Origin of the sequence: Streptomyces sp. NPDC012466 (genome assembly GCF_042955215.1) — a bacterium.
Lineage (GTDB): Bacteria > Actinomycetota > Actinomycetes > Streptomycetales > Streptomycetaceae > Streptomyces.
On sequence record NZ_JBIBEQ010000005.1, the window covers coordinates 320,352 to 333,539 of the forward strand.

Annotated in this window: 11 protein-coding genes; 3 read left to right on the forward strand and 8 right to left on the reverse strand. The window is 72.3% G+C overall.

What is annotated here, in order from left to right:
• Positions 1-17: 17 nt before the first annotated feature.
• The 4 genes from ACFY9E_RS20505 to ACFY9E_RS20520 all read right to left on the reverse strand — a co-directional run bounded on the left by ACFY9E_RS20505 (position 18) and on the right by ACFY9E_RS20520 (position 4,734).
• Entirely contained in the window at positions 18-2,411 is a 2,394-nt protein-coding gene (locus ACFY9E_RS20505) for an ATP-binding cassette domain-containing protein (RefSeq protein WP_390985829.1), read from the reverse strand.
• Between the two features lie 146 nt (positions 2,412-2,557).
• Complete coding sequence (locus tag ACFY9E_RS20510; RefSeq protein WP_390985831.1) at positions 2,558-2,974, reverse strand: VOC family protein; 417 nt, start codon at positions 2,972-2,974, stop codon at positions 2,558-2,560.
• A gap of 10 nt (positions 2,975-2,984) precedes the next feature.
• Positions 2,985-3,428, reverse strand: a complete 444-nt coding sequence (locus ACFY9E_RS20515) for a helix-turn-helix domain-containing protein (RefSeq protein ID WP_390985834.1) — start codon at positions 3,426-3,428, stop codon at positions 2,985-2,987.
• 352 nt (positions 3,429-3,780) lie between these two features.
• Positions 3,781-4,734, reverse strand: coding sequence for an ROK family protein (locus ACFY9E_RS20520; RefSeq protein ID WP_390985836.1), 954 nt, complete (start codon positions 4,732-4,734; stop codon positions 3,781-3,783).
• 272 nt (positions 4,735-5,006) lie between these two features.
• On the opposite strand from ACFY9E_RS20520, the gene ACFY9E_RS20525 reads away from it, so the two are divergent.
• Positions 5,007-5,993 (forward strand): substrate-binding domain-containing protein, encoded by a 987-nt coding sequence (locus tag ACFY9E_RS20525; protein WP_390986613.1) that lies wholly within the window; start codon positions 5,007-5,009, stop codon positions 5,991-5,993.
• Positions 5,994-6,000: 7 nt separating this feature from the next.
• Positions 6,001-6,816, forward strand: a complete 816-nt coding sequence (locus ACFY9E_RS20530; protein ID WP_390985839.1) for a hypothetical protein — start codon at positions 6,001-6,003, stop codon at positions 6,814-6,816.
• Here the strand turns inward: ACFY9E_RS20530 and ACFY9E_RS20535 are convergent.
• Positions 6,762-8,678 carry a protein kinase gene (locus tag ACFY9E_RS20535; protein ID WP_390985842.1) on the reverse strand — a complete coding sequence of 639 codons (1,917 nt, stop codon included), beginning with the start codon at positions 8,676-8,678 and terminating at the stop codon, positions 6,762-6,764. The two genes, ACFY9E_RS20530 and ACFY9E_RS20535, sit on opposite strands and share 55 nt — an antisense overlap.
• 146 nt (positions 8,679-8,824) lie before the next feature.
• A complete protein-coding gene (locus ACFY9E_RS20540) occupies positions 8,825-10,126 on the reverse strand; it encodes a DUF6986 family protein (RefSeq protein WP_390985845.1) in 1,302 nt (433 codons plus the stop codon).
• Between the two features lie 193 nt (positions 10,127-10,319).
• Here ACFY9E_RS20540 and ACFY9E_RS20545 point away from each other — a divergent pair, with 193 nt between their 5' ends.
• The gene (locus ACFY9E_RS20545; RefSeq protein WP_390985847.1) at positions 10,320-11,225 is read left to right on the forward strand and encodes an endonuclease/exonuclease/phosphatase family protein; all 906 of its coding nucleotides are present in this window, start codon (positions 10,320-10,322) and stop codon (positions 11,223-11,225) included.
• Between the two features lie 57 nt (positions 11,226-11,282).
• Here ACFY9E_RS20545 and ACFY9E_RS20550 read toward each other — a convergent pair whose 3' ends face one another.
• Positions 11,283-12,245 (reverse strand): FAD-binding protein, encoded by a 963-nt coding sequence (locus ACFY9E_RS20550; protein WP_390985850.1) that lies wholly within the window; start codon positions 12,243-12,245, stop codon positions 11,283-11,285.
• Between the two features lie 55 nt (positions 12,246-12,300).
• Complete coding sequence (locus ACFY9E_RS20555) at positions 12,301-13,089, reverse strand: electron transfer flavoprotein subunit beta/FixA family protein (RefSeq protein WP_390985858.1); 789 nt, start codon at positions 13,087-13,089, stop codon at positions 12,301-12,303.
• Positions 13,090-13,188: the final 99 nt, after the last annotated feature.

Here is a 13,188-nt window from a genome sequence, read left to right on the forward strand (position 1 = left end):
CGGCCACAGCGCCTTCGTCAGGCGCCCACGTAGGCCGCCAAGTGCTCCCCGGTCAGCGTGGAGCGGGACTCGACGAGGTCGGCCGGGGTGCCCTCGTAGACGATCCGGCCGCCGTCGTGGCCCGCGCCGGGGCCCAGGTCGATGATCCAGTCGGCGTGCGCCATGACCGCCTGGTGGTGCTCGATCACGATGACCGACTTGCCGGAGTCGACCAGCCGGTCGAGCAGGCCCAGCAACTGCTCCACGTCCGCGAGGTGGAGGCCGGTGGTCGGCTCGTCGAGGACGTACACGCCGCCCTTCTCGCCCATGTGCGTGGCCAGCTTGAGCCGCTGCCGCTCACCCCCGGACAGCGTGGTGAGCGGCTGGCCGAGCGTGAGGTAGCCCAGCCCCACGTCGGCGAGCCGCTCCAGGATCTTGTGAGCGGCCGGGGTACGGGCCTCGCCGCTGCCGAAGAACTCCACGGCCTCGGCCACCGGCATCGCCAGCACCTCGCTGATGTCGCGGCCGCCGAGGCGGTACTCCAGCACCGACGCGTCGAACCGCCTGCCCTCGCACTCCTCGCACGGCGTGGCGACGCTCTGCATGATCGCCAGGTCGGTGTAGATGACACCGGCCCCGTTGCAGGTGGGGCAGGCTCCCTCGGAGTTGGCGCTGAACAGCGCCGGCTTCACACCGTTGGCCTTGGCGAAGGCCTTGCGGATCGGGTCGGCCAGCCCGGTGTACGTCGCCGGATTGCTGCGCCGGGAGCCTCGAATCGGGGTCTGGTCGATGGCCACCACGCCCTCGTCGGCCGGGATCGAGCCGTGCACGAGGGAGCTCTTGCCGGAGCCTGCGACGCCCGTGATGACGGTGAGCACGCCGAGCGGGATGTCGACGTCGACGCTTCGCAGGTTGTTCGCCGAGGCGCCCCGGATCTCCAGCGCGCCGGTCGGCTTGCGGACGGTCGCCTTGATCTTGGCCCGGTCGTCGAGGTGGCGGCCCGTGACGGTACCGCTCCCCCGCAGCCCCTCCAGGGTTCCCTCGAAGCAGACGGTGCCGCCCGCCGTGCCGGCGCCGGGACCGAGGTCCACGACGTGGTCGGCGATGGCGATCGTCTCCGGCTTGTGCTCCACGACCAGCACCGTGTTGCCCTTGTCGCGCAGGCGCAGGAGCAGGTTGTTCATCCGCTGGATGTCATGGGGGTGCAGGCCGATCGACGGCTCGTCGAAGACGTAGGTGACATCGGTGAGCGAGGACCCGAGGTGGCGGATCATCTTGGTGCGCTGCGCCTCGCCACCGGAGAGCGTGCCCGACGCCCGGTCGAGCGAGAGGTAGCCGAGGCCGATCTCCACGAACGAGTCGAGGGTGTGCTGGAGCTTGGCGAGCAGCGGCGCCACCGACGGCTCCTCCAGTCCCCGCACCCACTGCGCCAGGTCGCGGATCTCCATCGCGCAGGCGTCGGCGATGTTGACCTTGCCGATCCTGGAGGAGCGGGCGAGCTCGCTGAGCCGGGTGCCGTCGCACTCGGGGCACCGGGTGAAGGTGACCGCCCGGTCCACGAAGGCGCGGATGTGCGGCTGCATCGACTCGCGGTCCTTGGAGAGGAAGGTCTTCTGGATCTTCGGGATCAGCCCCTCGTAGGTGAGGTTGACACCGTTGACCTTCACCTTGGTCGGCTCGCGGTACAGGAAGTCGTGCCGTTCCTTCTTGGTGTACTCGCGGATCGGCTTGTCCTTGTCGAAGAAGCCCGATTCGGCGATGACCCGCACCACCCACCCGCCGCCGGTGTAGGTGGGGATCGTGAACGGGTCCTCGGACAGCGACTTGGAGTCGTCGTAGAGCTGGGTGAGGTCGATGTCGGAGACCCTGCCCCGGCCCTCGCAGTGCGTGCACATGCCGCCGGTGCGGCTGAAGGACACCTTCTCGGTCCTGGTCTTCTCGGCACCGCGGTCCACCGTGAACCCCCCGCTCGCCGACACCGAGGCGGTGTTGAAGGAGAACGCGCCGGGCGGGCCGATGTGCGGCGTGCCGAGCCGGCTGAAGAGGATCCGCAGCATCGCGTTGGCGTCGGTGGCGGTGCCCACGGTGGAGCGGGGATCGGAGCCCATGCGCTGCTGGTCGACGGCGATCGCGGTCGTGAGCCCGTCCAGCACGTCGACCTCGGGCCGGGCCAGGTTCGGCATGAACCCCTGCAGGAAGGCGCTGTAGGTCTCGTTGATCAGGCGCTGCGACTCCGCCGCGATCGTGTCGAACACCAGCGAGCTCTTGCCCGAGCCGGAGACGCCTGTGAACACCGTGAGCCGGCGCTTGGGGATCTCGATGCTGACGTCCCTGAGGTTGTTCTCGCGTGCGCCGTGCACGCGGATCACGTCATGGCTGTCGGCGACGTGCGGCCCTGCCGACCGTCTGTCCGTCGTCGTGGCCTTGCTCATGGTGTCTCCATCTGTCGGGCGGTGCCGCCGCGCTCGACCTCGCTCCCCGCGCCCGCCGGGGGCGCGGCGCGAGGGGCGGGAGCCGGCGGCGCCGCGTGGCCGTACGGCAATCCTGCGGGTGACGCGTCGTTCTGTGAGGCCTGCCTCTACCGGGCCTTGAGTTGCTGGATGCGGACCATGTTGCCCGCGGGATCGCGGAAGGCGCAGTCGCGCACTCCGTAGGGCTGGTCCACCGGCTCCTGGACCACCTCGGCGTCGCCCGCCTGCACCCGCTCGAAGGTGCCGTCGACGTCGGTGGTGGCCAGCACGATGCTGGCGTAGGTGCCCTTGGCCATCATCTCGGTGATGGTGCGGCGCTCGTCCTCGGTGATGCCGGGGCCGGCGGCCGGCGGGTGCAGCACGATGTTCGTGCCGGGCTGGCCGACGGGGCCGACCGTGATCCAGCGCATGCCCTCGTATCCGACGTCGTTCCTGACTTCGAAGCCGAGGGTGTCGCGGTAGAACGCCAGGGCGGCGTCCGGGTCGTCGTGCGGAAGGAAACTGGCGTGAATCTGAAGGTCCATGGCCCTCACGCTAGTTTCGGCTCGAGGCGGGCGCTTCTCGATTCCTGACCGGTCTGGTCACCTGCTTGGCCACGCACGACGGAATGCCCGCCGTCGCCAGGGCCGCCTCGCGCCGGTAGGCACTGGGCGGCATGCCCACCAGCTCGGTGAAACGGGTGCTGAAGGTGCCCAGCGACGCACAGCCGACCTCGAAGCACACCTCGGTGACACTGAGGTCGCCCCGGCGCAGCAGCGCCATGGCGCGCTCGATGCGCCGCGTCATGAGATAGCTGTACGGCGACTCGCCGTACGCCTGCCGGAACTCGCGGCTGAGGTGCCCCGCCGACATGTGCACGCCCCGGGCGAGCGCCTCGACGTCCAGAGGCTTCGCGTACTCCCGGTCGATCCGGTCCTTGACGCGGCGCAGTCGGGCGAGATCGCGCAGGTGCTGCGCCGAGGCGGGTCTGCTGCTCACATGCGCGATCGTGCCACATCACACGGACGTGCGGTCGATTTCCGGGTATCCCGGATCGGCCGGGCCTCGGGGCTGCGGCGGGCGGGCCAGGAGCGCCCCGGCAGGCCCCGGCTGCATGCGGGGAGGGACGGGAGCCGGGAGGCCCGCGCCGCCTGGTTGCGCCCGGCCCCGGAGGGCCTGTGAACAGCCACGCGGGCGTCGTCCTCGGCGCCTCGGGCGGCGGGGCGCCGGCATCCCGCCGCCCGAGGCGCCGAGAGGCCGACGGTCGGCCCGGTCCCGCGCCGGGCCGCCCCACGAGCCCCGGCACCCTCCGGAGGCTGAACGTTCCTGCCGGATCGGCCGGGTCCTGGTCTCAGACCCCTGCCGCCGCCGCGTCCGTCCGCTTCGCCAGGGCTGCCGCCGCCGCGCCCACCAGACCGGCGTCCGTGCCCATCTGCGCCGGGGCCACGGTCAGGTTCCGGACGAAGGACAGGGTCGCGTAGGCGCTCAGGGCCTTGCGCAGAGGGGCGAAGAGGACCTCGCCCGCCTTGCCCACTCCCCCGCCGATCACGGCGATGTCGATCTCCACGAGGGTCGCGGTGGCGGCGATCCCGGCCGCCAGGGCCTGGGCGGCCCGCTCGAAGGAGGCGACGGCGACCGGGTCGCCGGAGCGTGCCGCGGCGGCCACCGCCGCGGCGGAGGTGTCCCCGTCGGGGCCGGGCCGCCAGCCGTTCTCCAGGGCGCGCCGGGCGATGTTGGGGCCGCTCGCGATGCGCTCCACGCAGCCGTGCGAGCCGCAGGGGCAGAGATCGCCGTCGAGGTCCACGCTGATGTGGCCGATGTGCCCCGCGTTGCCGGTCGGCCCCGGGTGCAGCCGGCCGCCGAGCACCAGGCCGCCGCCGACGCCCGTGGAGACGACCATGCACAGCGCGTTGTCGTGACCGCGGGCGGCGCCCTGCCAGTGCTCGGCCGCCGTGATGGCCACACCGTCACCGATCAGCTCGACGGGCAGGCCCCCGGCCGCGGCCCGGACCCGGGCGACGAGCGGGTAGTCGCGCCAGCCCGGCACGTTCACCGGGCTCACCGTGCCCGCGGAGGCGTCCACGGGCCCGGCGCTGCCGATACCCACGGCCCTGGCCCGCCCCCACAGCGGTGACGCGGTGAGCTCGCCGAGCACCTCCTCCACGGCCCGCATGACGGTGTCGCCGTCCTCCCGGGCGGGCGTCGGCCGCTGGGCGCGGACCTGGATCCGGCCGTGGCCGTCCACCAGGGCGCCGGCGATCTTGGTGCCGCCGATGTCGAGCGCGGCCACGAGGTCGGTGTGCATCAGAGTCGGATCTCCCCGTCGGGCATGAGAAAAACGCCGAGAAAGCCATCAAGCAGGGCAGGCAGCGGACCGGTCCCGCGACGGTACGCGAGGCCGGAGATTGCGGTGGACAGTCTCCCCCGAGCCTGACAACGTTGTCCAGGCTCTATGCTCGACGCCACATCCTCATACAAACCCAGGATCGACGCACCCCCGTGGACGACAGGACAGGACACCGCACCGTGCCCCAGACCCCCCTCCGATCCGCAACGCGCTACGGCACCCGGCCGACCATGAAGGACGTCGCGGCGCGCGCCGGAGTCGGCCTCAAGACGGTCTCCCGTGTCGTGAACGGGGAGCCGGGGGTCACCCCGGAGACGGAGCAGCGGGTCCAGGAGGCGATCGACGCCCTCGGCTTCCGCCGCAACGACAGCGCGCGGGTGCTGCGCAAGGGCCGCACGGCGAGCATCGGCCTGGTCCTGGAGGATCTTGCGGACCCGTTCTACGGGCCGCTGAGCCGCTCCGTCGAGGAGGTGGCCCGCGCGCACGGCGCCCTGCTGATCAACGGCTCCAGCGCGGAGGACCCCGAGCGAGAGCAGGAACTGGTGCTGGCCCTGTGCGCGCGGCGGGTGGACGGGCTGGTGGTGATCCCGGCCGGGGACGACCACCGGTACCTGGAACCCGAGCTCAAGGCCGGTGTCGCCACGGTGTTCGTGGACCGGCCGGCCGGGCACATCGACGCCGACGTGGTCCTGTCGGACAACTTCGGCGGCGCCCGCGACGGCGTCACCCATCTCATCGCGCACGGGCACCGCCGGATCGGCTTCATCGGCGACATGCCCCGCATCCACACCGCCGCCGAGCGGCTGCGTGGCTACCGGGCGGCGATGGAGGACGCGGGCATACCGGTGGCGGACTCCTGGATGTCACTCGGCGTCACGGACCCCGAGCGGGTGCGCAGGGCCGCCGAGCAGATGCTGGCGGGCCCGGACCCGGTCACCGCGATCTTCGCGGGCAACAACCGGGTGACGGTCACCGTGATCCGGGTGCTCGCCGAGCAGACCCGCCGCGTCGCCTTCGTCGGATTCGACGACATCGAGCTCGCCGACCTGCTCCAGCCGGGCGTCACCGTCGTCGCCCAGGACGCGTCGGACATCGGCCGCACCGCCGCGGAGCGCCTCTTCCGGCAGCTGGACGGCACCCTCGTCACCCCCGAGCGCATCGAGCTTCCGACCCGGCTGATCACCCGCGGCTCGGGCGAGATCCCCCCGGCGGACTGAGCGGCCGATGGACGACGCCACCGATCGCACGCTGCGGGCCCTGGGCCTGGCCGAGGCGCCGCGCGAGCACCCTCTGCTGTACCCGGGCGCGTGGCCGGCGGATTCCGGGCTCCTCGACGGGGACCGCTTCCTGCCGCCGGAGCGGCTGGTGTACGAGGACCGCACCCCGGTCGTCGCCATCGGCTCCAACGGCTGCCCGGGCCAGCTGAGGCACAAGATGGCGGAGTTCGGGATCAGGTCGCCCCTGCCGATGGTGAAGGCCCGGGTGACGGGTGTCGACGCCGGCGTCTCGGCGCATGTGAGCCGCATGGGGTACGTGTCGGCCTCGCCGGTCGGCGCCCCGGACACGGTGCGGGAGCTGTTCGTCCTGTGGCTCGACACCGAGCAGCTCGCCGTGATCGACGCGAGCGAGGGCGTGCCGGTGCCGGGCGGCAACTTCGACCGGGCCTGGCTGCCGTCGCCCGACGTGCGGATCGACCTCGCCGACGGCACCCGGCTGCCCGGCGCCTACGCCTACGTCAACCGGCACGGCGTCCTGCACGACGGCACGGGCCTCCCTCGCACGCACCCCGGTGAGCGGGAGCTGCTGACCGAGCTCCTCGTGGGCCTGCCGCGCCTGCGGGAGCTGTTCGGCGTCGTGCCCGAGGAGTTCTGCGCGCGGGCCCGCGGAGACCGGCGGCTGTGCGAGCGGGGCACGCGGCTGTTCATCGAGGAGAAGCTGGTGACGGCCTCCGGTCTCGAGCGGTATGTGGCCGCCTCGGCGCGGGGTCAGCAGAGCGGCAGCCCCGGGACCGGCGCGTCGTTGTCGCCGCCCTTGATGTAGACGTCGCTGACCCAGACGTTCGTGTTGCCGCTGTCGTCGTCGGTCTTCGCCCACCAGATGTTGGTCCACTCCCCGGACGTCTCGCGGCGGCCCAGGTTCTGCTGGCAGTAGAAGTAGTTGGTGCCCGCGTTGAGGGTGCCGACCTCGGTGCCGGAGGCGGTGTGGGAGTCGGCGGTCTTCCAGACCTGGCAGTTGTACTTGCCGCCGCCGATGGCGTGGCAGGCCGGGGCCGGGGTGGTCGAGCCGCCGCCTGTCGTACCTCCGTCCGCGGACCCACCACCGGTGGTTCCGGAGGTGCCGCCGTCCGGCGTCTCTCCGTCCGAGGGCTTGGCGGGGTCCGAGGGGGTTGCCTTGCCGGTGGGCCGGGGGCTCTTGTTGTCCGCGGGCTTCCCGGACGGGGCCTTGCCCTTGTCGTCCCCCTGCCGCGTGGGCTTCGGGGCGTTCGAGCCGTCGTCCGCGCCCCCGGACCCGCCGGAGGCCCCGGCCTGCGCGGGGGCGGCGTCGGTGCGGCCGTCGGTCCCCTTGCCGCCGGAGTCGCTCATCAGGGCGGCCGTCGTACCGGCGGCAGCGAGGACGACGGTGACGGCCGCGGCGGCCAGCAGGGCACGGGTCCTGCGGCGGGGCGCGGCACGGTCGGCGTTCATCGGGCCGGTGGGGGCCGTGCCGCCGGGCTCGGCCGGACCGAAGCCCTGGGAGCCGGTGCCTGGGCCGTGCGCCCCGGGGCCCGCCGGCGCGGGGTGACCGGGAGTCGAGCCCTGCGCGCCGGTGTCCGGGGCCTGTGGTCCGAACCCTCCCGGCGCCGGGTGGCCGGGGCCGCCGTAACCGGCCGCCCCGAACGCGCCCGCCGTGCCGAAGCCCGGTGTGCTCGTGCCCTCGTGGGGCCCGGCGGCGTCGGATCGCGGCGGGCCGAACCCCGGCGGTACCGACGGGAGGCTGCGTTCCGTCTCCGGCCGCGAAGGCGCGGCCGCGACGCCCCGCAAGGGAGAGGTCGGCGCCTGCGTGCCGCCCGAGTCCGCGATCGTCTGGAGCATGTCGCGGGCCTGGTCGGCCTCCGGACGGGACTCGGGGCGCTTGTCCATCAGCCGCTGCAGCACGGGCGCGAGGGGGCCGGCGCGACGGGCCTCGGGCAGCGGCTCGGTGACGATCGCGGTGAGCGTGGAGAACGTGGACGTACGGCGGAAGGGCGAGGCGCCCTCGACGGCCGCGTACAGCGTGGCCCCGAGGGCCCAGATGTCGGAGGCGGGGCCCGGGTCGGCGCCCTGGGCACGCTCGGGGGCCAGGTAGTCGAGGGATCCGACGAGTTCGCCGCTGCGCGTGAGGTGTGTGGCGGAACCGTCTCCGGGATCCTCCATCGTGGCGATGCCGAAGTCGGTGAGGACGACCCGGCCCGAGCGGTCGAGCAGGATGTTGCCCGGCTTGACGTCACGGTGCAGGACGCCCGCGCGGTGGGCGGCGCCCAGCGCGTCCATGACCTTCGCGCCGATCCCGGCGGCCTCCCCCGGGTCCAGCGTGCCGCGCTCGCGCATGACGTCGTCCAGGGACGGCCCGTCGACCAGTTCCATGACGATGATCGGGCGGCCGTCGACCTCGGCGATGTCGTGCACGGAGATGACGCCGGGGTGGCGCACCCGGGCCGCCGCACGCGCCTCGCGCTGCATCCGCAGTTGCAGACCCGCCAGTTCCGGACCGGCCGCGTCGGTGTAGGTGCGCAGCTCCTTGACCGCGACCTCACGGCCGAGGACCTCGTCGACGGCCTTCCAGACGATGCCCATGCCGCCGCGTCCCAGCGCCGCCGTGACGCGATAACGGCCTGCCAGCAGCCGCCCGGTCCCGTCCGTCCGCCCGTGCTCCCCCGTCGACACCCCTGCCCCGTTCCTGTGCCCCACCCGATGCACTGACACCGTCCGTACGTGGCGTACAGACTACGGGGCGGGGGTGACGGCGCCAGCCGCCGGCGACGGCTGTGACAGGGCCGGTACGTGCCGGCTCAGCCTCCGGAGTCAGGCCGTCAGGCGGAGGCCGTCAGATCCCCGCGCCGGGGCACCGCGAAGCTCTCCAGGTCCGCCCGGGTCAGGCCGGCCAGCCGGGCGACCTCGCCGATGTCCAGGGCGCCGCAGTCCAGGCCGCGCAGCAGGTAGCCGCTGAGGGCCTTGGCGGTGGCGGGCTCGTCCATGACGTCGCCGCCGGTGCGGTTGGCGTAGCGGGACAGGCGGGCGGCGGCCTGCTCGTAGCCCTCGCGGTAGAAGGCGAAGACGGCCGCGTAGCGGGTGGGGATGTGGCCGGGGTGCATGTCCCAGCCCTGGTAGTAGGCGCGGGCCAGGGCGCGGCGGGTGAGGCCGTAGTGCAGGCGCCAGGCGTCGTGGACCTTCGCGGTCGGGCCGACCGGCAGGACGTTCGTCGAGCCGTCCGAGACGCGTACGCCCGTCCCGGCGGCGGCGACCTGCATGACGGCCTTGGCGTGGTCCGCGGCGGGGTGGTCACTGGCCTGGTGGGCGGCGGAGACGCCGAGGCAGGCGCTGTAGTCGAAGGTGCCGTAGTGCAGGCCGGTGGCGCGGCCCTCGGCGGCCTGGATCATGCGGGCGACGGTGGCGGTGCCGTCGGCGGCGAGGATGGACTGGCTGGTCTCGATCTGGATCTCGAAGCCGATCCGGCCCGGTTCGAGACCGTGCGCCTTCTCGAAGGCCTCCAGCAGCCGCGCCATGGCGGTGACCTGCTCGGCGTACGTCACCTTCGGGAGGGTGAGCACCAGCCCGTCGGGCAGGCCGCCGGCCTCCATGAGGCCGGTGAGGAAGATGTCGAGGGTGCGGATGCCCCGGGCGCGTACGGGCGCTTCCATGCACTTCATGCGGATGCCCATGTAGGGGGCGGCGGTGCCGTTCTCGTAGGCCTCGGCGATGAGACGTGCGGCGCGGGCGGCGGCCTCGTCCTCCTCGGCGTCGGGGCGGTTGCCGTAGCCGTCCTCGAAGTCGACGCGCAGGTCCTCGATCGGCTCGCGCTCCAGCTTGGCGCGCACGCGCGCGTGGACGGGCCCGGCGAGTTCGTCGGCGAGACCGAGGACGGCGGCGAATGCCTCGGCGTCCGGGGCGTGCTCGTCGAGGGCGGCGAGCGCCCGGTCGCCCCAGGTGCGGACGGTGTCGGCTGCGAAGACGTCGCCGGGTACGTAGACGGTGTGGACGGGCTGGCGGGTGCCGGGGTCTCCGGGATAGCGGCGCTCCAGCTCGGCGTCGACCGGCGCGAGGGAGGCGCTGATCTCCTCGCTGACGGCACCCGCGAGGCTCGTCGCCACCTTCTCCTGCTGGCCCTGACCCATTCCGAGACCCTCCTGTTTTCCGCTGTACGGAATCAACAATCCGTAGAGCGAAGTTATCGGCCGACCTTCGGCCTGGTCAACACCGTCCTGAAGTGGGATTCCCCTTCCTCACCCTTGGTCACCGACGTCCCGCCCCCATCTTCCGTATTCAGAAGGCAAGCTTCATCCTGACGTGCAAGGGGAGGGAGACCACGTGCCGAACGAGGTCGGAGTGACGCGCCGCCACGGGCTCAAGGCAGCGGCGGCGGCCGCCGTCGCAGGACCACTGCTCACCACCGCGGGCCCTACACAGCGCGCGTCCGCCGGCGAGCACCCGGGCGCCCTGGACGTCATGACGTTCAACGTCCGCTTCGGGACCGTCGTCGACACGACACCGCGCTGGGAGGTGCGCCGACCGGTGATGCGAGAACTGCTCCGCCGCGAGCGACCGCACCTCATCGGCACCCAGGAAGGGCTCTACCGGCAAGTGCGCGCGATCGAGAAGGATCTCGGCGAGCACTACGACTGGATCGGCACCGGACGCGGGGGCGGCAGCAAGGACGAGTTCATGGCGGTCTTCTACGACACACGCAGACTCGAGCCGATCGAGTTCGATCACTTCTGGCTGTCCGACACGCCGTACACGATCGCCTCGAACACCTGGGGCGCGGACTGGCTGCGCATGGTGACCTGGGTCCGTTTCGCCGATCTCGCCGACGGGGGACGGGAGTTCTACGTCCTCAACACCCACCTGGACAGCGTCAGCCAGTACGCCCGGGAACGTTCGGCGGGGCTCATCCGCGAGACGATCGCCGCGTGGGACCGGTCGTTACCGGTCATCGTCACCGGCGACTTCAACGCGGCCGCCCACGACAACCGGGTGCACGACCTCATGCTGGACATCGGGCTGGTGGACGCCTGGGACGCGGCCGCCTCACGGAGTCCGGCGTACGGGACGCACCACGGCTACCGGGCGCTCAAGCCCGGCGGGCGGCGCATCGACTGGATCCTCACCACCCCCGGGGTGACCACGCACTGGGCCGGGATGAACACCTTCAGCAGGGACGGGACGTATCCGAGCGACCATCTGCCGGTGCAGGCCTCGATGACCCTGGGATGAGAAGAGGCCCCCGTGACCGTTCGCGCAGTCACGGGGGCCTTCCACAGCCGGGGCCGATCAGCCCTTGCGGGTCTTGATCTCCTCGGTCAGGGCCGGGACGACGTCGAAGAGGTCGCCGACGACGCCGTAGTCGACGAGGTCGAAGATCGGGGCCTCGGCGTCCTTGTTGACCGCCACGATCGTCTTCGAGGTCTGCATGCCGGCGCGGTGCTGGATCGCGCCGGAGATGCCGTTGGCGATGTACAGCTGCGGCGAGACGGACTTGCCGGTCTGGCCGACCTGGTTGGTGTGCGGGTACCAGCCGGCGTCCACCGCGGCACGCGAGGCACCGACGGCCGCGCCGAGGGAGTCGGCGAGCGCCTCGATGATCGCGAAGTTCTCCGCGCCGTTGACGCCACGGCCACCGGAGACCACGATCGCGGCCTCGGTCAGCTCCGGACGGCCCGTCGACTCACGCGGCGTACGGCCGGTGACCTTGGTGCCGGTGGCCTGCGCGGAGAAGGACACGCTGAGGGCCTCGACCGCACCGGCGGCCGGAGCGGCCTCGACGGCGGCGCTGTTCGGCTTGACCGTGATGACCGGAGTGCCCTTGGAGACACGGGACTTGGTGGTGAACGAGGCGGCGAACACCGACTGCGTGGCCACCGGGCCCTCGTCGCCGGCCTCCAGGTCGACGGCGTCGGTGATGATGCCGGAGCCCAGGCGCAGCGCCAGACGGGCGGCGATCTCCTTGCCCTCGGCGGAGGACGGGACCAGCACGGCGGCCGGGGAGACGGCCTCGACCGCGGCCTGCAGGGCGTCGACCTTCGGTACGACCAGGTAGTCGGCGTACTCGGAGGCCTCGTGCGTGAGGACCTTGACCGCGCCGTGCTCGGCGAGCGCGGCGGCGGTGTCACCGGCGCCGTTGCCGAGCGCGACGGCGACCGGCTCGCCGATGCGACGGGCCAGGGTCAGCAGCTCCAGGGTGGGCTTGCGGACGGCGCCGTCCACGTGGTCGACGTAGACGAGAACTTCAGCCATGGGACTTCTTCTCTCCTGCTTGCGAAAGATGAGGGACGGACAGCGACTGCGGGGCCTAGATGAACTTCTGGCCCGCGAGGAACTCAGCGAGCTGCTTGCCGCCCTCGCCCTCGTCCTTGACGATCGTGCCCGCGGTGCGGGCCGGGCGCTCGGCCGCGCCGTCGACCGTGGTGTAGGCGCCCTCCAGGCCGACCTCCTCGGCCTCGATGTCGAGGTCGGACAGGTCCCAGGACTGAACCGGCTTCTTCTTGGCCGCCATGATGCCCTTGAAGGACGGGTAACGGGCCTCGCCCGACTGGTCGGTCACGGACACGACCGCCGGGAGGGAGGCCTCGAGGTTCTCGGAGGCGGCGTCGCCGTCGCGGCGGCCCTTGACCGTGCCGTCCTCGACGGAGACCTCGGAGAGCAGGGTGACCTGCGGGACGCCCAGGCGCTCGGCGAGCAGCGCGGGCACGACGCCCATGGTGCCGTCGGTGGACGCCATGCCGGAGACGACCAGGTCGTAACCGGCCTTCTCGATCGCCTTGGCCAGGACCAGGGAGGTGCCGATGGCGTCGGTGCCGTGGATGTCGTCGTCCTCGACGTGGATCGCCTTGTCGGCGCCCATGGACAGCGCCTTGCGCAGGGCGTCCTTGGCGTCCTCGGGGCCCACTGTCAGGACGGTGATCTCCACGTCGTCGTCGGAGTTCTCGGAGATCTGCAGCGCCTGCTCGACCGCGTACTCGTCGAGTTCGGAGAGCAGACCGTCCACGTCGTCCCGGTCGACGGTCAGGTCATCGGCGAAGTGCCGGTCGCCAGTGGCGTCGGGCACGTACTTCACAGTGACAACGATCCTCAAGCTCACGCCGGCTCTCCTACTGCATCGTCATTTCCATGCTGCCTACTTGCAGGCAGCATAGGCGCCTCTAGCGTCCGTTCCCGGTCGGGGCGACCCACGCCCCGA

Bases quoted from the DNA above. Each gene is read 5' to 3' on its own strand.
- ACFY9E_RS20540 (WP_390985845.1), bottom strand. From the start codon at position 10,126: ATGGGTCAGGGCCAGCAGGAGAAGGTGGCGACGAGCCTCGCGGGTGCC.
- ACFY9E_RS20530 (WP_390985839.1), top strand. From the start codon at position 6,001: ATGGACGACGCCACCGATCGCACGCTGCGGGCCCTGGGCCTGGCCGAG.
- ACFY9E_RS20505 (WP_390985829.1), bottom strand. From the start codon at position 2,411: ATGAGCAAGGCCACGACGACGGACAGACGGTCGGCAGGGCCGCACGTC.
- ACFY9E_RS20510 (WP_390985831.1), bottom strand. From the start codon at position 2,974: ATGGACCTTCAGATTCACGCCAGTTTCCTTCCGCACGACGACCCGGAC.
- ACFY9E_RS20525 (WP_390986613.1), top strand. From the start codon at position 5,007: ATGAAGGACGTCGCGGCGCGCGCCGGAGTCGGCCTCAAGACGGTCTCC.
- ACFY9E_RS20520 (WP_390985836.1), bottom strand. From the start codon at position 4,734: ATGCACACCGACCTCGTGGCCGCGCTCGACATCGGCGGCACCAAGATC.
- ACFY9E_RS20550 (WP_390985850.1), bottom strand. From the start codon at position 12,245: ATGGCTGAAGTTCTCGTCTACGTCGACCACGTGGACGGCGCCGTCCGC.